The 23690-nt window shown below is 65.7% G+C and carries 14 protein-coding genes and 1 tRNA gene; 9 read left to right on the forward strand and 6 right to left on the reverse strand.

Features of this window, described 5'->3' with window-relative positions; genetic code table 11:
* Positions 1–343: 343 nt before the first annotated feature.
* The 3 genes from ABD301_RS01395 to ABD301_RS01405 form a co-directional block, all read right to left on the reverse strand.
* The gene (locus tag ABD301_RS01395; RefSeq protein WP_344306367.1) at positions 344–1579 is read right to left on the reverse strand and encodes an MFS transporter; all 1236 of its coding nucleotides are present in this window, start codon (positions 1577–1579) and stop codon (positions 344–346) included.
* Between the two features lie 13 nt (positions 1580–1592).
* Complete coding sequence (locus ABD301_RS01400) at positions 1593–2933, reverse strand: NAD(P)-binding domain-containing protein (protein WP_344306369.1); 1341 nt, start codon at positions 2931–2933, stop codon at positions 1593–1595.
* Between the two features lie 99 nt (positions 2934–3032).
* Positions 3033–4238, reverse strand: a complete 1206-nt coding sequence (locus tag ABD301_RS01405) for a M28 family metallopeptidase (protein ID WP_344306371.1) — start codon at positions 4236–4238, stop codon at positions 3033–3035.
* Positions 4239–4600: 362 nt separating this feature from the next.
* Here ABD301_RS01405 and ABD301_RS01410 point away from each other — a divergent pair, with 362 nt between their 5' ends.
* Positions 4601–4957 carry an ArsR/SmtB family transcription factor gene (locus tag ABD301_RS01410; RefSeq protein ID WP_344306373.1) on the forward strand — a complete coding sequence of 119 codons (357 nt, stop codon included), beginning with the start codon at positions 4601–4603 and terminating at the stop codon, positions 4955–4957.
* A 272-nt stretch (positions 4958–5229) separates the two neighbouring features.
* A tRNA-Thr gene (locus ABD301_RS01415) sits at positions 5230–5301 on the forward strand.
* A 185-nt stretch (positions 5302–5486) separates the two neighbouring features.
* Here ABD301_RS01415 and ABD301_RS01420 read toward each other — a convergent pair.
* Together ABD301_RS01420 and ABD301_RS01425 are read right to left on the reverse strand one after the other, a co-directional pair.
* Complete coding sequence (locus ABD301_RS01420; RefSeq protein WP_425551866.1) at positions 5487–6266, reverse strand: MFS transporter; 780 nt, start codon at positions 6264–6266, stop codon at positions 5487–5489.
* Between the two features lie 54 nt (positions 6267–6320).
* Positions 6321–6989 (reverse strand): ArsR/SmtB family transcription factor, encoded by a 669-nt coding sequence (locus ABD301_RS01425; RefSeq protein ID WP_163569945.1) that lies wholly within the window; start codon positions 6987–6989, stop codon positions 6321–6323.
* Between the two features lie 66 nt (positions 6990–7055).
* Between ABD301_RS01425 and ABD301_RS01430 the strand changes: the two genes are divergently transcribed.
* Both ABD301_RS01430 and ABD301_RS01435 read left to right on the forward strand, forming a co-directional pair.
* A complete protein-coding gene (locus ABD301_RS01430; RefSeq protein ID WP_344306374.1) occupies positions 7056–8213 on the forward strand; it encodes a cysteine desulfurase family protein in 1158 nt (385 codons plus the stop codon).
* Complete coding sequence (locus ABD301_RS01435; RefSeq protein WP_344306376.1) at positions 8210–9055, forward strand: class I SAM-dependent methyltransferase; 846 nt, start codon at positions 8210–8212, stop codon at positions 9053–9055. The genes ABD301_RS01430 and ABD301_RS01435 overlap by 4 nt, the downstream gene beginning before the upstream one ends.
* A 149-nt stretch (positions 9056–9204) precedes the next feature.
* Here the strand turns inward: ABD301_RS01435 and ABD301_RS01440 are convergent, their stop codons facing one another.
* Entirely contained in the window at positions 9205–10284 is a 1080-nt protein-coding gene (locus ABD301_RS01440) for a flavin-containing monooxygenase (protein WP_344306378.1), read from the reverse strand.
* 73 nt (positions 10285–10357) lie between these two features.
* Between ABD301_RS01440 and ABD301_RS01445 the strand changes: the two genes are divergently transcribed.
* The 5 genes from ABD301_RS01445 to ABD301_RS01460 all read left to right on the forward strand — a co-directional run bounded on the left by ABD301_RS01445 (position 10358) and on the right by ABD301_RS01460 (position 22424).
* Positions 10358–10987, forward strand: a complete 630-nt coding sequence (locus ABD301_RS01445) for a TetR/AcrR family transcriptional regulator (protein ID WP_163569946.1) — start codon at positions 10358–10360, stop codon at positions 10985–10987.
* A 1071-nt stretch (positions 10988–12058) separates the two neighbouring features.
* Positions 12059–12424 carry an NUDIX hydrolase gene (locus tag ABD301_RS42255; RefSeq protein WP_425551867.1) on the forward strand — a complete coding sequence of 122 codons (366 nt, stop codon included), beginning with the start codon at positions 12059–12061 and terminating at the stop codon, positions 12422–12424.
* On the forward strand, positions 12370–12498 hold the full coding sequence (locus tag ABD301_RS01450) for a hypothetical protein (protein WP_344306381.1): 129 nt from the start codon (positions 12370–12372) through the stop codon (positions 12496–12498). Before ABD301_RS42255 ends, ABD301_RS01450 begins: the two co-directional genes overlap by 55 nt.
* Positions 12499–13200: 702 nt before the next feature.
* Positions 13201–22023: a GH-E family nuclease gene (locus ABD301_RS01455; RefSeq protein ID WP_344306383.1), complete on the forward strand. Its 8823-nt coding sequence runs from the start codon at positions 13201–13203 to the stop codon at positions 22021–22023.
* A gap of 8 nt (positions 22024–22031) precedes the next feature.
* A complete protein-coding gene (locus tag ABD301_RS01460) occupies positions 22032–22424 on the forward strand; it encodes an ankyrin repeat domain-containing protein (protein WP_163571926.1) in 393 nt (130 codons plus the stop codon).
* Positions 22425–23690: the final 1266 nt, after the last annotated feature.

Raw genomic sequence — 23690 nt, forward strand, 5'->3', positions numbered from 1 at the left:
ACGATCGGGAAGGACGCTGAATGACGAGCTGAGTCAAACAAAACGCCGACCTGCCCGTATTCTTCGACATCAAACGGAGCGAAGTCGAAATGGCTTTCCCGTTGGAACTGCCGCCCCACCAGTTCCATTACCTCCCGCAATTCATAGGTGTCGGCCAGGATGACCCTCCCGTCGCGCCGCCCGTCGTACCCAAGAAGCGGGAACATTCGCATGTCAAACCTCGGCGGATCCCCAAATGCTTGAAGTTCCAGCTCGTGCGCTGGTCGGCGTCGCTCGTCCACACCAGCATGTCTACACCACCGTCCGCTGTCGCCCTGCGTGCAACATCGTCCGGTCTGGATGGCTAGTTGACGGCGACCATGGCCTCGGCGGACGACGCCGCCGCGGTGGGTCGGGTCCATACGGCCGCTGCGGCACCCGCAAGGCAAATCACGGCGAGGACGGCGAACAACACGCGGTATCCGCCGAAGGCAGTGGCGATGGCGGCACCGGCCCACGGGGCGATCGCGGTCGCGGTAGTGGTCGGGGCACTCAGGATCGAGGTCAACCTGCCGTACGCGGCTGATCCCCATCGGTCGCTCACCGCGGTGGCCTGTACCAGGGTGTATAGCCCCCGGGCCATGCCGGCAACGACCGCCGCAGCTATCAACGCGACCGCCGGCCCGGACAGGATCGCCAACAATGCCGTGGTGATCGCACCGGCGGCGAAGATCGTGACCGTACGGGCCACCACCGGGATCCGGGTCAGCACCGGGTGGTAAAACAATCGCCCCAGGACCTGCCCGGCGCCGCCCAACCCCAGCGCCCACGCCGCGACCGTGGGGCTCAGCCCCTGTCCGATCAGCAGCGGGATCTGGTTCACGACCACCGCGTAGATCGCGAAACCACCCAGCCCCACCGCCACCAGCAGCGCCACGAACCCGCGACTACGTACGATCGCTCCCACCCCCTGACCAGGGGCAGCGTGACCGGCGGGGCAGTGGTCGGGCGCCGGCCACGGTAGGTGCAGCACGAAGACGTGGATGGGGATGGTGACGACCGCCAGCACCGCGGCCAGCGCAAGGTAGCTGCCGCGCCACCCGACCCAGGAGTCCAGCACGGCGGTCAGCGGCGCGAACACGGTGCTGGCGAAACCGGCGACCAGCGTGAGCGCGGTCAGGGCTTTCACCCGGTCGGGGCCGTACCAGCGGGTCACCGCGGCGAACGCGGGCGGGTAGAACGTCGCGGCCATCGCCGGTCCCGCCAATACCCAGCCCGCGATGAACACCACCAGGTTTGGTGCGGTCGCGACGCAGACCATCGCGACCACGCCCAGGATCGAGCCGGCGGTCATCAGGGCGCGGGGGCCGTGCTGGTCCAGCCATCGCCCGGCCGCGATCCCGCTGAACGCGGAGATGACCAGCCCAACCGAAAACGCGGCGGTCACCACCGTGGCCGGCCACCTGGTGTGGGCGGTGATGGATGGGGAGAGGACTGGGAAGGCGTAGAACATCACGCCCCAACTGGTGATCTCGGTGACGCACAGACCCACCAGCGCCCATCGGCGACGTGCGTTCGTTTTGTGCCTGGGGATGGTCATTCCTCGCGACGGATCAGTCGCGCGGGCTCGCGGTAAGCGTCAGTTCCACCGGCGCCGGTACGCCGCAGCATCCACCCGCCCCAGCATCGCTGACTGGCTCGTCGAACAGTCCGGCGCCGCCGCACACTCCCGTCTCCGGCAGGATCAGGTCCACTCGCTCGGCGGCCTGATGGTCACCGGCGATCGCGGCAACGACGCTGCGGACCTGCTCGTACCCAGTCAGCGCAAGGAAAGTCGGTGCCCGTCCGTAACTTTTCATGCCTACCAGGAACACCCCGGCCTCTGAATGGGTCAGTTCCTTGACGCCGTGCGGATACACCGTGCCGCAGGAATGTACGTTCGGGTCGATCAACGGCGCCAACGCCACCGGCGCCTGCAACCGCGCGTCCAGGTCCAGGCGGACCTCCGACAGCCAGGACAGGTCCGGCCGGAATCCAGTTACCGCCACCACCTCGTCCACCGCGTCCAGTCGCCGACCGTCGTCGCTGACCAACACCAGCCGGTCGCCGGCCCGTTCGATATCGGACGTACGAAATCCGGTGACCACCTCGACGTGCCCGGCGTCCACCGCCACCTGCGCGCGTTGACCGAGTGCGCCGCGAGCGGCGAGCTGATCGGATTCGCCGCCACCAAAGGCATTCCCGACCGCGCCGCGCCGTAGCACCCACCGCACTCGGGTTCCCGGATGCGTCTGGGCGAATCCCGCGAACGCGACCAACGCGGTCAGCGCCGAATGCCCGCTACCGAGCACTGCCACCTGCCGCCCAGCGTATCTCACCACGTTGTCGGCGTCGGTCAGGTCCGGCACCCGATAGCTGATCTTGTCCGCCGCGGCGCGCTCGCCGATGGCCGGCAGGCCATCGGCGCCGACCGGTGAGGGGGATCCCCAGGTCCCGGACGCGTCGATCACTGCGCGCGCTACCACCCGGTGTTCGACGCCGTCGGCGCTGACAGTGCGTACGACCAACGGCTCATTGTCCCGGCCGGCGTCCACCACCCGATCACGGCCACGCCGCGCGACTCCGACGACCCGCGTGTTCAACCGCACGACGGTCCCGAGCGCGTCCGCCAACGGCTGCAGATACTGAGTCGCCCACTCCAGCCCGGTCGGATACCCGTCCGGGTCGGGCTCCTGCCAGTCCGACTTTTCCAGAAGGCGCCGCGCGGCCGGGTCGATCAGCCCGGACCACCGGGAGAACAGCCGCACGTGATGCCATTCGCGCACCGCCGCGCTGACCGCGTCACCGGCTTCGAACACCAGCGCCTCCAAGCCGCGTTCGACCAGCTGCGCCGCCGCCGCCAACCCGATCGGGCCGGCGCCGACCACCACCACAGGGAAAACCTGGTTATTCATTGCTCACCTTCATCTATCGATGCTGTTGGATCACGGTCGATAATCGCGAATCATGACGAGGACGTTGACCCCTTTGATGAGCCTGGACGACACCGCCACCTATGCCGCAGCCGCCAGGAGTTGCACCGTGGCGACGATCAGACGGGTGGCCGCGAGCAGCGTCGCCGGCTCGACACGGTCGGGCGTTTCGGCCGGGGTCTGGTAGCCGGGCATTCCCATGCCGATACCGATCGCGGGAAGTCCCGCGGCGGCGTACCGGCGGTTGTCCGACGGCATTGGCCCAGCCCGCAATGGCACCCCGACCTGACGGCCCGCCTGGTCCAAGGCCGACAGCAGAGGTTCGGCCGGACCTCCGGCCTCCACGGCGACGGCCTCACGTAGCTGGGCGGCGCCGTCGACGTTGATGACGTACGTACCTGCCGACACCTGAGGCGCGTGGTGGGCTGAACCCCACGCGCCGACTTCCTCCGCATCGAGCAACGCGACCGCCAACCCGACACCATCTGGCAACGCGAGCGCGAGCAGCCGCGCGGCCTCCATCATCACGGCCACGCCGGAGGCATTGTCCGCCGCGGCCGGCAGGCGCTGATCGAGATCATCACCCACTCCATCGCGATGCGCGGTCAACAACACCGACACAGCACCCGGTCGACTTTTCGTGTATAGGCCGCAGATATTGGTCCCAGTCGCCGCCACCGTTTGCAGCGGCACCGAGCCAGACGCTCGGTCGCCGCGGCTTGACGACGCCGCCATCTCCAGGTGTAGATCGGTTCGTACGCTCAAAATCGGAACCGAGGCTGCTCCGGGGCCGGCGATCATCTTCGGCATCCAGCCCGCCTCATCGACACCCCGCGGCACCAACAACCCCACCGCACCTTCGGCCCAGGCTCGTTGCAGCACCCGCTGCTGCGGCGTGGCAGCCACAATCCAGCGCCCGTTCCAGTCCTGGTCGTCCATCGCACCAAGCAAGCCCGTCTGAACCGTTGGCAGCGAGGCAGAGCGTAGATGCTCCGCGAAATCCCGCCGATGCACCAAAACTCGCATTCCCCTGTGACCGCTCCACTCCAATACCGGAGTCTCGGATAACTCCAGAACAGCCGCGACCTCAAAATGGTCGACGCTCACGTTCGCTCCAGCGGTACGCAGCTGTCCGGCCAGCCATTCACCGGATGCCAGGCCGCCGGCAGTGCCGACGCGTCTCCCAGTGAACTCGTTGCCGGACAACCGCGCGACCGTCGACCTCAGCCGAGCTACGGAAACGTCGCCTCGTGCGGCGAGGTGGTCGCGGAGCGCGTTCGTACTCATCCGCAGCAAGTGTCCGTCTGTGTCGGCGCGGCCAATGCCGCTGAGGTCGGTGCTCCGCAGCAAGCGCCCGTCGACTCGGTCGTGGTCGGCTCGCCGCAACAACCAGCACTTGCTTTGGGCGTTGCCGATATCTCGGTCGGAGCGCTTCCGCAACAGCTACCAGTCGCGGCTGGGGTGAACGCCTGCGCTGGATCTCCGGCGAACCCGCCTGAGGTGACATCCGTGCTCATGACCAGCTCCTCCGCTTGGAATCACCACCCAATCCTCTGTCTAGACATTGATCTAAACAAGGTGGCGACGGCAAGCTTGCAACATGAATAGATAGATGTCAATATAGAGGAGTGTCAAATCAGAGTCTGGCCATGGAATCGGCCCGCATCGTCGGTGGCGGTTGCTGTGCGCCGCTAATCACCGCGCCCTTGACACCCGACGACGCGGTTGACCTGGCCAAAGCATTCAAGGCACTCGGCGACCCTGTGCGCCTGCGGCTCCTGTCGCTGATCACCTCAGCCAACGGCGAAAGCTGCGTCTGCGACCTCACAACAGCCTTCGAGCTGACCGGGCCGACCATCTCCCACCACCTCAAAGTGCTACGCGAAGCCGGCCTAGTCGACTGCGAACGCCGCGGCACCTGGGTCTACTACTGGCCCCGCAAGCAGAAGCTCGCCCAACTCTCCACACTCATCGCCACCCCCGGCCTGGACGCAAGCGCGACGTAAGTGTTGTCACGCGCGTCCCCTTGCGATGCGGGGCGCGCTTCATTGTTGAGGTGCACTGACGGGGCAATCTTGGCTCTGTGTAGTCACCGAGCAGGTCATAAACGGGTTTCTCGTTCCGGTTGTGTGCCCATTGTGTGCCCGGAAGAATCACAACCAGGCCCCACGGGCCAGCACAGACCAACACGGTTGGGTTCTCCAACTGACCTGCGGCCCCCTACCTCACCTGGACAAACCAGCACTCAGCTAGACTGATCAGCAGCGAACAGCACCATGCCGCCTTAGCTCAGTTGGCCAGAGCGACGCACTCGTAATGCACCGCCGACGGCTTTGCCCGTCAGGCTGCTTCTTCTGCTTTCAGGGTCGAGCAGGCCGTCTGACCTGCGGTTCTTTCTTCTGGGAATCAGCCTTGGCGCCGGCGAAGCATGCAACAAAATGCATGTGGATCACTTAGTGTGCCCGGAGTGTGCCCTGAAGGAAATCTCGAGATTCGATTGCTGACGCATAGAGCGGCGACATGGACCCGCGGTAGTTACGTTTCGTGACACCTGACTCTTCCAACCGCAATGTTGCGTGTCGCTTTACCGCAGCCGCAGACCGACGTTCGGCACAGATCTGCGACCTGGCCATCGCCGGTCTGGTCGGCTTGGGACTGGGCGTCGAGGGCACGGGCGAGCAGAAGTGGGTCGGGACGTAGCCAGAGGGTCAGGGCGAGCGCGGCGGCGGCGTACGCGGCGCCGGCGAGCAGGAACGGCCCGGCCAGCGGCGGGATGCCGAGGGTGGTGGCGAGGGTGCCGGTGGGGGCGCCGAGGTTGGGGCCAATGACGCCGCCGAGGGTGCTGGCGACCAGAACGGTGGAGACCGCGCGGCCACGGCGCGCCGGGGCGGCGAGGTCGGCGCCGGCGTACCGGGCCTGGAGGTTGGTGGCCGAGCCCGCCCCGTACACGAACAGGGCCGCGAACAGCAGCACCGGGTTGGCGGCCACGGCGGCGGCAATGACACCGGCGCTGCCGATCGCGGCGGTGAGGTAGCCGGCGGCCAGGCCGGGGCGCCGGCCGCGCAGGTGGGAGAGGCGGCCGATGCCGACCGCGGCGAGCGCGGAGCCGGCGGTGAACAGGGCGCTGGGCAGGCCGGCGAGGCTGGTGGAGTGCAGCATGTCCTGGGCGAGCAGGGCGCCGACGGTGATGCCGGCGGCCAGGCCCGCGCCGCTGAGGATCTGGGAGAGCACCAGGGCGGTGAGGATCCGCCGTTGCGCGGGATGCGGCGGCCCAGAGCTGGCGCTCGTGCTAATGCTGGTGGCCTCGCGGGTCACGCTCGTCCCTTTCCGATCTGCAGAAATGGTCGGCGTTCTGGACAGGAACGTCGTTTACGCGGTGGTGACCGGGTGGCCGGCGAGGCGCCATTCGAGCATCCCGTCGGCCAGCACGCGGGCGCGGTAACCGCGCCCGGCCAGCAGTCGGGTCGCGTCGTGGGACAGGACGCAGTACGCGCCGCGACAGTAGGCGACGATCTCCTGGTCGGCGGGTAGTTCGTCGAGCCGGTCGGCCAGCTCGTGCAGCGGAATGTTGAGGGCGCCGGGAATGTGACCGGCCTGGTATTCCACGCCAGGGCGTACGTCCAGCACGGTGACCTCACCGGTCCGGGCGCGGGCCAGTAGTTCCTCGCGATCAACCGGTTCGGCGCCAGCTCCGATGCCCGTGCCGAGGAAGTCGCGCCGCGCTGGTTCCACGTCCGGGATGCGCCGCTGCGCGACGGTACGGACCAGCGCGTACAGAGCGGCGACGTCCTCGCCGGCGAGCCGGTAGTAGATCTTGGTGCCGTCCCGGCGGGTGGCGACCAGGTGCGCGCGTTTGAGGGTTTGCAGGTGCGCGCTGGCGGTGCTCAACCCCAGCCCGGCTGTCTCCGCGAGCGCCTCCACCGTGCGCTCACCCTGGGCGAGCAGGTCCAGCAGCTCCAACCGGCTGCCGGACCCCAGTGCTTTGCCCACCCGGGCGAACTGGTCGAACAACACCGTCTTCGCCGCACGTCCACTCACCACATCCTCCAATGTTTCATGGAATAGTGTAGAACAAGTCGGTGTCGTGATGCGAGGAGGTGGGCGATGCAGGTCCCGCAGGCATTGCACGGTGGTCCGATCTATTTGGACTACAACGCGACGACGCCGGTGGATCCACGGGTGGCGCAGGCGTGCGCACCGTTTCTGACCGAGTCGTTCGGGAATCCGTCCAGCGGCCACGCGTACGGCCACGCCGCTCGGGCCGCGTTGGATGAAGCGCGCGGGGCCGTAGCGGGTGTGCTGGGCTGCGCGGCGGGCGAGGTGGTGTTCACCGGCGGCGGCTCTGACGGCGACACGTTGGCGATCCGAGGTGCCGCGCTGGCGCGCCGCGCTGATGGCCGGCATGTGATCACGCAGGCCACCGAACACCCGGCCGTGCTCGCGGCGTGCGACAGTCTGCGCCGGTTGCACGGCTTCGAAGTGACCGTGCTGCCCGTCGACCGGGACGGCCTGGTCGACCCGGACACGCTGGCGGCGGCGCTGCGACCAGACACCGTGCTGGTGACGATCATGCACGCCAACAACGAGACCGGCACGATCCAACCCATCGCCGACCTGGCCGCGATCGCACACGCAGGCAAGGCGCTGCTGCACACCGACGCCTCGCAAACAATGGGGAAGATCCCGGTCGAGGTCGCCGCGCTGGGTGCGGATTTGGTGACGGTGACCGGCCACAAGATGTACGCGCCGGCCGGGGTTGGCGCCCTGTACGTACGGGCACGAGTGGAGTTGGAGCCGTTGGTATACGGCGGCGGGCAGGAAGGCGGGCGCCGCGGCGGGACCGAGAACATCGTCGGCATCGCCGCGCTCGGCCGCGCCGCCACCCTGGTCGACACCCAGACCGGCGCACACCTGACGCGGCTACGCGACGCCCTCCATCAACAGCTCGACGAGGCACTGCCGGGGCGAGTGCACCTGAACGGGCATTCCCATCGGCGGCTCCCGAACACGCTGAACATCCGCATCGAGGGGACGACCGGCAACCGACTACTCGCGGCCGTCGATCAGATCGCGGCCTCGACCGGTTCGGCCTGCCACGAAGGCACCGACCAACCCTCACCCGTGCTCACCGCGATGGGCCAGCCCGCCGACCAGGCAAACGCCGCATTACGGCTGACCCTGGGCCGGTGGAGCACCGAGACCGACATCGAGCACGCCGCCGCGCTGCTCACCCAAGCCGCCCACCAAACGGTGACGTCGTGAGCGCCGTGACGGACTGGGCGCGGCAACTGGCCGCCTGGCAGATCCCCGCCACCATCCCACAACCGGCGCGATCGCCGTGGGTGCTGCCGCGCGAGGTGTTCATCCGCCGCGCCGACCGGCAAATCACCGACCCGATCGGTGCCACCCACCAGCAGGCGCGCGCCGCCCTGACCGAACCCGGCACGGTGCTGGACGTGGGTGCCGCCGCCGGCGCCACCAGCCTGCCGCTGGCCGGCCGCGCCGCGGTCACCGCTGTCACCGCGATCGACACCGACACCGCACTGCTGAACGCGTACGCCACCCGCGCGACAAACCTCGAACTCCCGGCACGCTGTCTGCGAGCTGGCTGGCCGGACGCCGCCGTCAACACCGAGCACCACGACCCGACCGCCGGCCTGACCGCCGATGTAGTGCTGGTGGGCAACGTCCTCTACAACATCGCGGACCTGCCTCCCTTCATCCACGCGCTGACCCGGCACGCGCGCCGAACGGTGATCGTGGAGATCGCCGACCAGCACCCACTGACCGACCTGAATCCGTACTGGCGCCATTTCCACGGCATCGACCGCCCCACCGGCCCCACCGTGGCCGACGCAATCACCGCCCTCGCCGAACTCGGCATTCACCCCCGCGTCCACCGCTGGTCGCGACCACCTGAAGCCGAACACGCCACCTGGACCGACCTCGTGGAGGTGACCTGCCGCAGACTCTGCCTCCCACCCGAGGCCAGCGCCGACGTGGACACAGTCCTGCGCCGCAGCGGAATCGATCCACAGCTGCCACCAGACCTGGGCTCCTCCGGACGCGAACTAACCACCCTGGTCTGGGACGGCACCGCCTAACGTCGGCTCCCGCTCGATCCGTGAAGGGATGCCTCATCTGCTGCAACGGCCCTCAAAGTTTCCGCAGGTTTTGCTGTGTTGAAGGAGGAATCCGCTGATCCGAAGGGGGCGACCGTTGGCCTCGCAGGCAGCGCGTCGATCCACATTGATCATGAGGAAAGGCTCAGTTTCGCTGATTCCTGAATGCGGCCTGCCAGATAGGCCGCGTCGGCGCCTACGAACCCCAAAAGCGCTGAACCGGTGGTATGCAGCCACGGCAACCCAAGGACATAAAGGCCCGGCGCGGGCGTGATACCGCGACGATGGTGGACACGACCGTCCTCGTCGAGGACGCCTGGCACGTGCAACCACCGATAATCCTGCCGAAAACCCGTCGCCCATACCACCGCATCCGGCTCCAAGGTGCCGCCGTCCGCGAAACGCACCACGCGCCCCACAGCCGCGCTCACCCGCGCACGCAACACGATCCCGCGCCGGCGCAGTTCTCTCGCGGACAAGCCGATGACCGTACCGTCCGCCTCGCGCATCCGGCGCCCCAGCCACGAATCCGCGCTCACCCGCAACAGCCCCGTTGTGGCCTGCCACCAGAAAATATCCCTGCCCAACAATCGCTGCGGCACACAAGCATTGCGGCGACCAATCGACACACTCACCCGACGCCCCGCGGCGGCAAGATCCGCGGCGATCTGAAATCCCGAGTTCCCACCACCCACCACCAACACCCCAGCCCCAATCTCAGGCCCGGCAACATGATCCGCGCTCCGGTAGGCCCAACTGTGCATCTGTGGCACATCCGGACTCAGGTCTTCCGCGGCCGGCGGCACGTACGGCGCCCCGAACGGCCCGGTGGCCACCACCACCTGACCAGCCTGCAGAACACCGTTCGCGGTGATGGCCACGTAACCACCCGCGCCGTCTCTACGCAGATCCGTCACCGCTGTACCCAAGCGCACCGGAAGGGCGAACCTCGCCGCGTATTCAGCCAGATACTCGGCGACTTCGTCCTTACCCGGATACGCCTCCGGCGGACCCGGGAAACGCATCCCCGGCAAACCCGCGTACCGAGCGGGGGTGAACAGGCGAAGCGAATCCCAACGTGACCGCCAACTCGCCCCCACCCTGTCCGCGCCATCCACGATCACCGTCCGAAGGCCGGACTCTCGCAGGTGATACCCAGCGGCCAAACCGGCCTGACCCGCGCCGACGATCAACACATCGCAGTCGTCCATCCCCACCCCCTAAGTTAACATTCATGTAAACATACGTGTTGTAGATTCTCGTGTAAACAACGGTGGAGGTGTGATGGCAGTCGCGAACTCATCCGCGCAGAACCAGGCGACGACCCAGCCCAAACGACGACTCTCGCGCACCGACCGCCGGGACCAGATCCTCGCCGTCGCGACCGAGACGTTCGCGCGCACCGGCTACGCGGCCACCAGCCTCGACGAGATCGCCACCCAAGCCGGCATCAGCAGAGTGATCGTTTACCGACACTTCGCCAGCAAAACCGAGCTATACCGAGCCGCACTCAAACGGATCTGCGACCACCTCACGGCCGCCGTCAAAGTGAACGAGAACGGCGACTACACCAACGACAGCATCGACGCGCTCCTGCACGCCGCAACCAACGACCCCGCCGGATTCCGCCTACTGTTCCGCCACGCCGTCCGCGAACCAGAATTCCGCAGCGACATCGACGCGTTCCAAACCACCATGCGCGCGACCGCCCACCGCCAACTCAGCCAGGTGATCAACGACCCCACCTGGGCGACATGGGCGTCCACCCTGATGCCACAAGTCGTCATCGACGCCATCGTCATCTGGCTAGAGACTGGACAACCCGACCCAGACACCGCCAGCCAACGCATCCGCCTAGCAACCGCCGGCATCTTCCACGCCGCAACCACAAACCTGCCGACGACCGCCACGTAAAACCACACCAACCTGACCACCACAACGCTCCAGAACTAGGAGGCCGCCGGGGCGACACGCGGATTATTCAGCGGCCTCCTAGCCTGAGTTTCCGGCCTTCGTCGCTGACCTTCTGGATTTTGCTGTGAGCGTTGAGTTTTAGCCACCGCGAGCGTATTACCCATTACATGTGGATCAAGGAGTCCTCTAAGATAACGCCTGGAGTCGGACATCGCCGGTCCCGTACCTAATGACCTGCAAGTACAGCTGAGGCGACGACCGGGCAGGTGGGTAATACACCAACGGTCATGACGCGTGTCTGCTGAACAGCGGAAACGTCGATGTTGATCAAGAAAGGCCGGAAACTCCGGCTAGGTGACAGCACCTGCGATCGCCACAGACCGCACGCCTGCGCGCAGGCACGACCCGCGAGTGGATCCCGACCGCAGCACTGCCATCAGTCCAAGCACGGAATTGGTTCGTGGCGGCACAGTCAGTCACAAGGGTCTGTCGAGCGCCGGCCAGACGAGGTATTCCGAGAGTTGGAATACCTGACGGTGCCATTCAACCCTCCTTGAACGAGACTGGCGCGGCCAGCTCGCGAGACGACACTCAGACGACCACTCGCAGCGACTTCCGGTGCCGAACGGACACACCCCACCCAGGCACCTACGCCGACAGGGCTCGTTTAGCGCAGACCGACGCCGGCGGCGATGATGGTCGGGTCCCGGCTCCACTTGCTCCCCACGCCCCGGCTTTCGCCGCTCCGTATACCCGCCGATCACCGGCGAATCGGACAGCACCTGGCAGTACGTGTGATCGACAAACTAGCCTGCTTCATTCCACGAGATCCGCCTGTTTGACAGAGGAGGGCTGCGCGGTGGTCACCGAGTACACAGCGCCTGAGGTATTCACGCGCGGCGTTGAGGAGGGGTGGGCAGATCCGGAGGCGGATCCGACCAAAATCGACTGGCCACCACGGCAGCGCGCGGCAGCGATCTGGTTCGAAGTCGAGGATGGGCGACCGGTTAATCCCTGCGAGCAGCCCGCGATCCAACGGGCCGCAATCAATTGGGCCACTGGGGCGAAGCCTTGGCTGCCGATGCCCTGGTCACTGTCACCCAGCCGCCATCTGGTCAGCGCTGGGCGCTGCTTGTAAGCCGGGGCGATGGCCACGGATGGGCGATGCCCGGCGGCTTCGTGGACGGCGGCGAAGCATCAGCGGACGCGGCCGTCCGGGAGCTTCGTGAAGAGACCGGCCTGAACTTGACGATCATCTCGGATGGGTTGCTGGACGGCCCCAATATGTCCAGGACCCAAGGTGCTCGGGCGAAAGCTGGATGGTCACCTCGCTGCACCAATGCGATCTGGGACACTTGTCCGACCTCCCGACCGTACGTGGTTTGGATGATGCCGACCTGGCAGCGTGGGTACGTGCGAACGACTACACCGACCTGACCACGCATCTGGCCGAGATCGACGGCCACGTTTTTCCGGCTCACATCAAGATGCTGACCACCATCCTGGGCTGAGGGGGTTTTAGGTGAATGTCTTCACCTCCAGCGGATCCGCTCGCGAAACTGCCCTGTCTCTAGGGTTCACCTGTCTGGATAAGCGCATGCGGCACATGGTGGCAGGAGGGTACGACACTCCCCATTGAATGGGTGCGCGGCCAAGCCTTGGGTTCCGAACCGGAACGGGTTGGCGGCTTCTTCACCATTCCACAGGGAAATCTTGACTATCGGTCGGAGAGTTCCACACCCAAGACCAAGGTGGATTTGGGCTACCATTTTCGACCTAGACCACACGCACGAGGCTTTTGTTCCATGACTTTGTGGCCGAATTGAGATTGTCCCTTCTGAATGCCGGCCCCCCCTGTTACTTTCTGCTGGCCGTTTGGCTGGCTTTCACGGGGAAGGCGGGCGAGTATGTCTCGTTTGCGGTTTTTGGCGTGTGCTCTGGCTGTTCTTCTGGTTTTTCAGCTCCTTCCGGGACTTCAACAACCGGCTGGCGCGGCTGTCGCACGGTCTGCTGGTGGAGCTGCGAGCGCCCCGACGCAGCTGACTGGGACGGCTGCCGGTCGTCTCGGCAGGGTTCCCACTTCGGCAACCGACAAGCACCTGGGTGGGACGGTGACGTCTCCCGCGGTGCGAGGCGCCGTGCCACCACAGACGAAGTATTCGTCTCCCGTTCTGCCGGCCAAGCCGAAGCCCGCGCCACAGCACGCCGGTGCTATGACGGAGAAGGCGCCGCCCTCGACCGGAATGACCGCGGCGTCACGAGAGGTTCCCGGTGCGCGTACGTCCCGGCAAACCGAGTTCGCGAACCCGGACGGCACTCACACGCTTCGTTTTTACGCTGGTACGGCGAATGTCCGTGACCAGTCGTCAGGCGCGATGGTTCCCCTGGACTTGCGACTGAAACCGAGCGCCAGCCGTTTGGTGCCAGCAGATTCCGGCGTCACGACCAGTTTTGGCACCACTGGCACCGATCCGTCGTTGGCGACGGTGACCACCGGGTCCACCTCGGTGGGTTTCGGCGTCGACGGCGCCGCTCCTGTGCCCGGGGTGACCGCGGCGGACGGCAGTTCGTTGACGTTTAACGGTATTCGCCCGAACGCGAACCTCGATTTGGCCGCTTCTGTCGACGGCGTTAAGGAGAAGATTGTCCTCGCGTCACCCGATGCCCCGTCGACGTGGTCTTTTCCGCTGACCCTGGCTGGCCTGACTCCGTCGATAGATCCCGGCTCTGGTGCCGTGGTGCTGAAAGACGCGGCCGGAGTGCAGCGGGCGTGGATTCCGGCTGGCTGGATGGAGGATTCGAAACTCAGCCCGATCACCAACGATGGCGCGATTTCGCATGCTGTGACGTATTCGCTGTCCCAGCGCGGCGGTGTGTGGGTGGTTCAGGTCAGCCTGGATTCGGGGTGGCTGCATGATCCGGCTCGGCAGTTCCCGGTCGTGGTTGACCCGACGGTGCGGACGAACACCGACGGGGACACCTATGTGCAGTCGCCGTACACCTCTGACAACTCCGGTGAGGATTTGTTGAAGGTCGGTCATTACACGGACTCGACCGGTGGGCACAACGCTGCGGCGTATATCGATTTCAACTCGGTTCTGCCGTCGATCCGGAATCAGTATATTGTGGCGGCGACGGTGAATGTGACCGAGGTCTGGTCGTATTCGTGTCAGGCGGCTGCGATCAGCATGTTCCCGGTCACCGGTTCGTGGGCTGCGACGACGCTCAAGCAGTGGCCGGGAGCGTCGTACGACACCAGCCGCGGGGTGACGAAGTCTTTCGCGCACGGGTATAGCTCTGGATGCCCAGCGGCGCGCGAGGGGTTCCCGGTGGACGCGGACCTGATGACTAAGTGGTCGCATGGCCAGACCGCGGTGTACGGGTTCACGTTGCGCGCGGGCACCACGGACATCAATGACTGGAAGAAGTTCGCGTCCGCGCAGTCGGGTGTGGCGGCCAACATTCCGTATCTGGACGTGACCTACGAACCTGAGGGCGCGGCGTATGAGATCCGGAACCCGGTGTTCAACCCGCCGGTCACGCCCAACCAGTCCGGGAATCTGGGGGTGGTGGTTTACAACGAGGGTTCCTCGACCTGGCCGGCGAACGGCGCGTGGAAGCTGACGTTCCGGGTGATGAAGGGCTCGACAGTGGTGGTCGGCCCCGGCACCTACCGGTTCGCGCCCACGGTGACCCTGCCGCCCGGCAGCGACGCGTCGATCACCATCACGGTGCCACCATTGCCACCTGCCCAATATCAGTTATGGCTGGACATGGGAAACGCGTCTGGGCAGTTCTTCTCCTCGACGTACGCGGTGCCGTTCGGGGTGGTGCCGTTCACGGTGGGCGCCGTGGGTCCCACCGTCACCGCGAACCAGCCCGGGTCGGGCGCGGCGGTGTCGTCGCTGACACCGACCCTGTATGCAGAGGCCACCCCGGCCACGAACGCGAAGTTCTCGTTCAAGATCTGCGGCGGCACCGCCGCTGCTCCGGTCGGCTGTGCGTCTTCCGGTTGGCAGGTGGCACCCACCTGGACACCACCGGCGGGCACCCTGAGATGGGGAACGAAGTACTTCTGGACGGTCCAAGCAACTGACCAGGTCACCGCCGGACCGACCTCAGCGCCGATTTGGTTGACCACCGAGGCCCCGCAGCCAGAGATCACCAGCCATCTGTCCGCGACCAGCGATCCACGCGGCGCGCCCGGAGTGGACGCGCAGATCGGCAATTACACCACCCAGACCCAGGACGCGTCGATCAACGTCCCCGGCCCCGCGCTGGCCGTGAACCGCTCATACAACTCAGCTGACCCGCGTACCACCGGCGCATTCGGACCAGGCTGGTCGTCGCTACTGGACGTGGGGCTTCGCAGCGACACCGACGGATCGGGCAACGTCGTGATCACCGGCCAGGACGGCCGAGAAACCCGGTTCGGCCATAACCCCGACGGGACGTACGCGCCGCCGCTAGGCCAGAACGTCACCCTGGTCTACTCGGCAGCGAACAGCGAATACACCCTGAGCAATCCGAGTGGTCAGCGAACAATATTCGACTCCGCGGGACATCTGGTGTCCATTGTGGACACCTCCGGGCACACCCAGACCTGGACGGACGACAGCAGCGGACACCTGACGACCATCACCGACGCGATGTCAGGGCGCTCGCTGCACGTCAACTGGACCAACGGCACCGTCACGTCGATCAGCACCGACCCCGCCAACCCGAACGCGCCGCCGCTGACCTGGACCTACCAGTACACCAACGGCGCGCTCACCACCGCCTGCGCTCCACTGTCGGCGACAGCCTGCACCACCTACCAGTACCAATCCGGCACCCGGTATCGCAGCACGGCCCTGGATGACAATCCGTACGCGTACTGGCGACTGGACGACAACTCCGGGACCGCCGCCGGTTCCAGCATCGTTGCCCGTCAGCCCGGCACAGACCAGATCACCTATGACAACGTCGACCTCGGCGAGAGCGGCGCGACCGGCGGCGACGACACCGCGGCCGGGTTCGACGCAGGCGGATTCGACCCCACCGGCCTAGGTGGAAACGGTCCCAGCTCCGCGTCATTGCCGGACAAACTCGCCAGCCCCGCGCTGTCACTGTCCGCGGAACTGTGGTTCAAAACCACGAGTAGCGGCGTGTTGCTCGGGCAACAAAACACTGCCCTGACAGCCACACCCACTCAATTCGTGCCCGTTCTTTACGTGGGAACAGACGGGAAACTACGCGGCCAATGGTGGCAGGGAGGCATCAATCCGATCACCTCCGCAGCGACCGTCAACGACGGGAACTGGCACCACGCCGTCATCTCGGGGGCGATCAACACCCAGACGCTGTACCTGGACGGGGTCGCGCAAGGCACGCTGTCCGGGCTGATCGACCACCAGGCCATCACCAAGATGTTCCTGGGCACCACCCGAACCACAAGTTGGCCGTCCGCGGTCGACGGGTACGACCCGTTCACCGGCACCATCGACGACGTCGCGATCTACTGGCACCCGCTGGGCGCCACCCAGGTCGCCGCGCACTACGCCGCTCGCACTCCCACCCAGAAACTCACCACCGTCGACCAGCCCGGCCACCGATACGCCCAGATCGGCTACGGGCCCACCACCGAACGCCTCACCACACTGACCGACGCCAACGGCGGAAACTGGACCCTGGGCGACCCCACCGTCACCACCCCAGACCCAGCCAACCCCGGTGACGTGACCTGGCCGCAGCGATCAGTCACCCTGCACTCGGACATCCACCAGGACATCACCTCAGTAGCCGACGTGGACCACGGCGGTCGGCCCGTCAGCCGCACCGACGGCGACACCATGACCGCCTGGGATTACAACGACGACGGGTTCGCCACCGGGGTCACCGACGAAAACAACCACTCCACTGTCCGCACCACCGACACCCGCGGTAACACCCTGTCTCGGACCACCTGCTCGGATACGACAGACGCCAACTCGTGTTCAACCAGCTACTACAGCTATTACCTGAACACGGCCGGGCCGCTGGACCCGCGCAACGACAAACTCACGTCCTCATGCGACGGGCGCAGCACGAGTCAAACCGACACCACGTACTGCACGACGTACACATACGACACCAACGGCCGGCCGCTGACCGTCACCGAACCTACGTTTGGCGCCAACGGCACCACACACCCGGTCACGACCTATGCCTACGGCACTGACCCGACCGCCGGTTCATTTGGCCAGCTCGTCTCCGTTGTCGGGCGCCGGAACCAACACACCACCCTGGCCTACGCTGCCACTGGCGCCCTCACCGACAGCACGGACCCGCTGGGCTTGGTCACCCACTACGGCTACGACGCACTCGGCCGCGTCACCTCAAGCGGCACACACGATGGCAGCCACGACTACGGGACCACTAGCTATACGTACGCCGGCCTGTCCCAGCCCGCGATAGTCACCAGCCCCGCTATCACCAACCCGATTACCGGCGCCACACATACAAAACGCGCCACATATACCTACGCCGACGACGGGCAACTGACCCACCTGGACACCAGCGACCTCACAGGTTCCGACGCGGATCGCGGCTGGTCGTACACCTACGACGGTCATGGCCGACTGGCCACGACGACCTCGCCCGGCGGACAGATCAACAGCACCGGATGGAACACCGCCGGCGACCCGACCTCGGCGACGACCGCGACCGGGCTGCACCTAGCCACCACCTACAACGACCGGCATCAACTACTCACCACCACCGCCAACGGCGCTGGCGTCGATCCGCAGGACCCGTCCGCGACCAGCCTGGCATTGGAATCCCGCGCGTACGACCCCGCTGGGCGGCTAGCGCAGGTCACCGACGCGATGGGCGTGACCCACACGTACACCTACTGGGACGACGACGGCCTGCAACAGGTGATACTGCCCGGTTACACCCAGGGCGGCACGGCACCGGCACGTGACGTGGTCCAGTCGCTCTACTTTTACGACGGCGCTGGCCATGTCACCGAGAAACTGGACGCCACCGACGAGACCTACGCGTACGACCCCACAGGCAATCAAACACAGATTGTCACCTCCACCACCAACATCCCGGCCACCGGCTCCACAACGGAGCCGCCCCCCACCTACCGGCAACAGGACCTGACGCCTGACGCTGACGGCAACATCCTCACGACCGCCACCACAGGCCAAGAAAGCCCGGGCCGGACGGAAACCAGCACCGACACGTACGACGCCGCCGGCAACGTGCTGACCGCCAGCCAGATGATCGACGCCAGTCATCAGCGGACCACGACCACCGCCCGTGACGCGCGCGGTCTGCCCATCACCGTCACCGATCCCAACGGCGGCATCACCAAGCTCGGGTACGACAACAGCGGCGCGCTGTCCACTCAGGCTGAGCCCGCGGTGACCACCTGGACTGCCGGAACCCGAAGCGACAACGTCACATCAACTACCACCTACGGCTACGACACCTTCGGGGAATCGACCGGCCAGCGTGACCCGAACGGTGCCCTGACCACCACCGGGTTCACCCTCGACGGCGCCCCGACGACGGTCACCGAACCGACGTACACCCCGCCCGGCGGCGGCCCGACGATCACCCCGACCAGTGTCACCAGTTACGACACCCGCGGGCTACCAACTAACACAACCGATCCGCTGGGCGCGCAGACCAGCTACACGTACGACCCGTACGGGCGACCGATCACCCAGACCGACCCAACGCTGCCCGGCCAGGATCCCGGCGTCACCACCACCGGGTACGACCGAAACGGTCAGGTCCTGTCGACCGTCGACCCGACGGGCGCTAGAACCGAAGCGACGTACGACGAGCGTGGCCTGCAGATCACCAGCACCGCCGTGGACCGCAGCGTGTCGCCGTCCAACTTCACCTCCCGCGCCACCTACACCGACGAAGGTGATCGCGCCACCGTCACCACCCCCGCCGGGAACACGACCACCACCGCCTACAACGCCGTCGGCCAACCCTGGACCGTCACCGACCCCACCGGGCTGACCACCACCTACAGCTACGACATCGCTGGCCGCCCAACCACCGTCAAAACCCCAGACGGTGTCACCACCACCACCAACCACGACCTCGCCGGCCGGCCAGTCAACACCACGGTCACCGCGCCCTCAGGTAGCGCCGGCAACCCGGCGCCGCGTGTCACCACGAACAGCTATGACAACAACGACAACCTGCTCTCGGCGACCAGCGCGCAGGGACGGCTCACCAACTACAGCTACGACGCCGACAACAGGCTCAACTCCATCGTCGGTCACCCCGCCACTGGGAAGACGACGACTGTCGGCCTGGGGTACGACGCCGTTGGTAACCGGACCCGGATGGTCGACGGCAACGCCCACGCCACGGACACCACGTACAACTCGCTGGGCCTGGTCGAATCCGTCACCGAACCCCCGACAGCGACCTACTCCTCGCCGGCCGACCGGACCTGGACCAGCATCTACAACGCCGCCGGCCAAACCATCCGGCAAACCGCACCCGGCGCTGTGGCGATCGCGAGTGCGTACGACGTGCTCGGCAACCCCACGAACCAGACCGGATCCGGCGTCGACGCCACGACAGCCAGGTCCTTGACCTGGGACAAGGACAGCCGCCTGATCTCGGCCAACAGCCCCACCGGCACCATCACCTACGGCTACAACGACCGCGGGTTGTTGACCACCAGCTCGACCGGTTCTCCAGGCGGCGCGGCGAATGTCGCGAACACCGCGAGCGGCAGCACATTCGGCTACGACGCCGACGGCAACCTCAGTAGCCGGGTCGACGCCGCCGGTTCCACCGGGTTCACCTACAACAAGGCCAGTCAGCTGGCCACGACAGCGGACCCGCTGACCGGTCGTACGCTGACATACACACGGAACGCGCTCGGCCAGGTCTCCTCGGTCGGCTACGGCACCGGCGCCACCCGAACCTACGGCTACAACCCTTTCGGTGGCCTTTCCAGCGACACATCCAAAACAACGACCGGCTCAACCAGTGCGGCCACGTCCTACACCTACGACAACGACAGTCTCCTCACCGGTAAAACGACCTCCGGTTTCGCTGGCGCGGCAACGAACACGTACTCATACGACGGCTCAGCCCGCCTCACCGGCTCGACCACCGGGGCCACCGCAACAACCTACGGCTGGGACGACGCCGACAACCGCACCGCGGTCGCTCGCACCACCGGCGGTCAAACCACGTCAACGACAGCCGCCTACGACGCGCGCAACGAACTCACGTCCACATCCGATGGAACCACTTACAGCTACACCGCCCGCGGCACCCGCGCCAGCATGTCCACCAGCGGCACCGGATCCCCGACCACCAGCTACACCACCGACGCGTTCGAACGACTGACCTCCATCACCGACACCGGCGGCGGCGCGAACACCAACACCACAGCAGTCACGTACGACAGCCTGAACCGAGCGGCGACAGTCAACAACGCGCTCGTCGGCTACGACGACCCGACCAACACCCCCGTCACCTTGCCGACCGCCAGCGGCGGAACGTCCACCGTCAACCGCGACCCCGGCGGAAACCCCATCAGCGACCGCCCCGGCACCACCGGCCGACTGCTACTGGCCGACCAACACACCGACATCACAGGTGCGATCGACCCAGCCACCGGATCCCTCACCGGCAGCACCAATTTCGACCCCTTCGGCGTCGCCACCGCCAACTCCGGCACCACACCCGCGGTCGGCTACCAGTCCAGCTGGTCCGCCGACGGCCTCCTCAACACCGCCTCCCGCTGGTACGACCCCACCTCCGGCGGCTTCACCAGCCGTGACACCTGGACCCTCAATCCCACCACAAACTCCACCAACCGCTACACATACGGCGACGCCAGCCCGCTGAACGGCTCCGACCCCACAGGCCATTGCGGCATCCAATGCATCATTGATGGGGCGGAATCAGACTTCGCAGCCTGGGAAGCTGACCTTGCCGGGGGCGCTGCCGAAGTTGGCGGCGCCGCGCTCGGAGTCGGTGGCCTGCTCGTTGGCGGGGCCATCATCGGCATTGCTGCCATAGGGTGGTTCTTCGCATTCCCAGCAGAGGCTGCCTACGGCCCTGAGTGCGACCCCTGCAATGGCTACGACTACAGCGTGCTCGACTTCGACCACGGCCCACGACGCACGACCTTCGGCGATCCTCCGGGCGGCTACGGAGGAGGCGCCTGGGGCGGATTCGGCAACGGCGGAAGCGGCGGCGCCCCTCACGGCCCACCACCACCCCCGCCGCAGTGGCTGATCAACGAATGGCAACTCCTCAAAAACCTCGCCACATCAATCACCCGCGCGCCCCTGACCGAAGCACCCAACACACGCGGCCAAACCATCAAACTGCTCCCCGGCAGCGAACAACTCCAAAACCAAGCCGGCACCACCACCGACCCCACCAAGACAACCACCTGCAACGCAACCTGCTACACCCTCACCAGCCCGAACACCCCTCAGTCGCCACCGGATCCCACCGCCCAACTTGTTCCACCCAAAGGTCCCATCGGCACCGGTGGACCAGGTGATCGCTCACCGCCTGAACCACCTGACGGACGGGTTCCAGTTGTAGGTCCAGTTGCGTACGCCTCCCCGTCCGGTGGTCAACCATCCTCGGGTCAACCAGTGGTGACGAAACGCTACGATTTGGGTGATGGAACCTACTACTATTCAGGCGATGGCTCTATCCGTGACGCCGGCGGACACTTCGTCTCAACAGCTGACGCATCCGGCGCGGCCGACTCAAGGTATGATCGAGTAACCCTGCGTAACTCGACAAAACAGGCTATCCTCGACGCCCACCCAAAAGATGCCGACGGTAACTATATCGATCCAAATACATTTCAAATCATTCCCGCGGACGGCCCGTTTCACTTTGGTCATCGGCCCGGCTTTGAATACTGGCGCAATCGAGACATGGCGCGGGCGAACAACTGGTCACGTAGTCAGTTCATAGAGTTCGAGAACGACCCGAGCCACTACTGGATCGAAGATCCGTACAATAATATGAGCCATAAGTATGAACAGCCATAGGAGTTGACGTGACTGATCGGCAAGGCCGCTCCGAACTGCACTATTGCGCCCTTACCGGGAGCTCTGCGGACGCCGCTATTCTGCTCGACGCAGGCGAGGATCCCAACCTGCAGGACAGGGACGGGTTCAGTCCACTGCACCTAGCGGCTCAGCAGCAAAACGTGCCCGTCGCTGTTGTCCTTCTGGACCGTGGAGCATCGGTAGATGCCGTCAATAAATTCGGGAACACACCACTGGGCGTCGCCGTCTTTTCGTCGCAAGGCCGCGGCGAGATGATAGACCTGCTCCGTAAAGCTGGAGCGGACCCCCGTAAAGAAAATGCCTCCGGACAAACACCTGTCGGCTTGGCTCACCTGATCGCGAACTACGACGTGGCCCAGTATTTCGAGGACGTCGATTAGACCGTAACGTCAACACGAGCTGGGTTTCCGTCTCGCCACCAATCAGCCGCATACGCACCCTGCGGGCTCAGTTCTGCTCCGCAGCGGTGGCACTTACCCCATCAGCCGACGCAGTTGTTCTGGATGAGGTCGGGAACCTGCTCTCCCGGACAGAGGCGCACGCCCGAGCCGGCAAGGTCTACCGAACCGCGTCATCGGCACGATCGCCGGCCACGATCTCCGCAACGACGCAACGCCTCCCAGGAGAGACTCGGGATCGACTGCGCGGAACTAGATCGCGGACATCAACAACAGTCGATCTCGGCTCTGGCGGCATGATCCTCACAGTGGCCAAGAGGACCCCTCAAGTGTGGCACTGAGGCTCGACGCAAATCAGTCTCCCCGCTCCACCGTGACTCAGAGTCACGATCTCCAGGAGTGGGGGACCTCGGATTGTGTGCCCAGTGTGTGCCCAGAGGATCTATAACCAGGCGATACAGCCTGGTACGGGCTGACACAGGCAGTTGACTTGAGAGAGCCACCCCGACCCGCGCAGGCTGCACAGACTGGCACTCACGTAGACTCCTCGACAGCACCTGGTACCACGCCGCCTTAGCTCAGTTGGCCAGAGCGACGCACTCGTAATACGTTGCTTGTGGCTTGAACGTTGCTGCGCACGTCTATCGCATCGAACCCTGGCTCGTACGTTGTGGGCTGGGGTTTCGTCATTTCGTGATCTTCGTTCGAGGTGCTAAAAGCGTGCATGAGTCTGCATGTTGATCAAGTTGCGTGCCCAGAGCGTGCCCAGAGGTGTTCGAACCCGCGTCGGCGCTCGGCGTGGTCGGTCGTTGTTGGCTGCGCGCCGCGTTGAGAAACCATCCTGAGGCTGTCACTCTGGGCAACAGGAGGCCCAGTTCGTCTTCCGCTCTGGGCTCCTGCTGGCCAGCGCCTCGTCGCCGGCAGCCACCCTTGGCGAACAAGGGCATCAGCCTCTGGCCTCGTGGCCGAACGACTGGAGTGTCATCGGCCAGTCAGTTCGATCGACGCTGATTGGTCATGATCGGGAACACACTCGACGTATTCTAGGCGCCTGCTGAGGGGGTATCCCATCACCGCTTATGACGAGCTACACGACCTCGGATACCTCGGCCCGATATCAGTTGGGTTGATTGATCAGCTGGTTTGGCAGGAGGTTCAGCGATTTCCCGTGCTCCGGCCACCAGGCGGGTGGCAGCCGGCGGTCAGGGAGGACCTGCTCCACAGCTTTCTCGTCGAACGTCTGGACGG

Source organism: Fodinicola feengrottensis (assembly GCF_039530045.1).
Taxonomy (GTDB): domain Bacteria; phylum Actinomycetota; class Actinomycetes; order Mycobacteriales; family HKI-0501; genus Fodinicola; species Fodinicola feengrottensis.

What these genes read in the sequence shown, in the direction of transcription:
- ABD301_RS01400 (WP_344306369.1), bottom strand. Translation starts at nt 2,933, where the DNA reads ATGAATAACCAGGTTTTCCCTGTGGTGGTGGTCGGCGCCGGCCCGATC.
- ABD301_RS01410 (WP_344306373.1), top strand. Translation starts at nt 4,601, where the DNA reads ATGGAATCGGCCCGCATCGTCGGTGGCGGTTGCTGTGCGCCGCTAATC.
- ABD301_RS01430 (WP_344306374.1), top strand. Translation starts at nt 7,056, where the DNA reads ATGCAGGTCCCGCAGGCATTGCACGGTGGTCCGATCTATTTGGACTAC.
- ABD301_RS01405 (WP_344306371.1), bottom strand. Translation starts at nt 4,238, where the DNA reads ATGAGTACGAACGCGCTCCGCGACCACCTCGCCGCACGAGGCGACGTT.
- ABD301_RS01455 (WP_344306383.1), top strand. Translation starts at nt 13,201, where the DNA reads ATGACGGAGAAGGCGCCGCCCTCGACCGGAATGACCGCGGCGTCACGA.
- ABD301_RS01445 (WP_163569946.1), top strand. Translation starts at nt 10,358, where the DNA reads ATGGCAGTCGCGAACTCATCCGCGCAGAACCAGGCGACGACCCAGCCC.
- ABD301_RS01440 (WP_344306378.1), bottom strand. Translation starts at nt 10,284, where the DNA reads ATGGACGACTGCGATGTGTTGATCGTCGGCGCGGGTCAGGCCGGTTTG.
- ABD301_RS01395 (WP_344306367.1), bottom strand. Translation starts at nt 1,579, where the DNA reads ATGACCATCCCCAGGCACAAAACGAACGCACGTCGCCGATGGGCGCTG.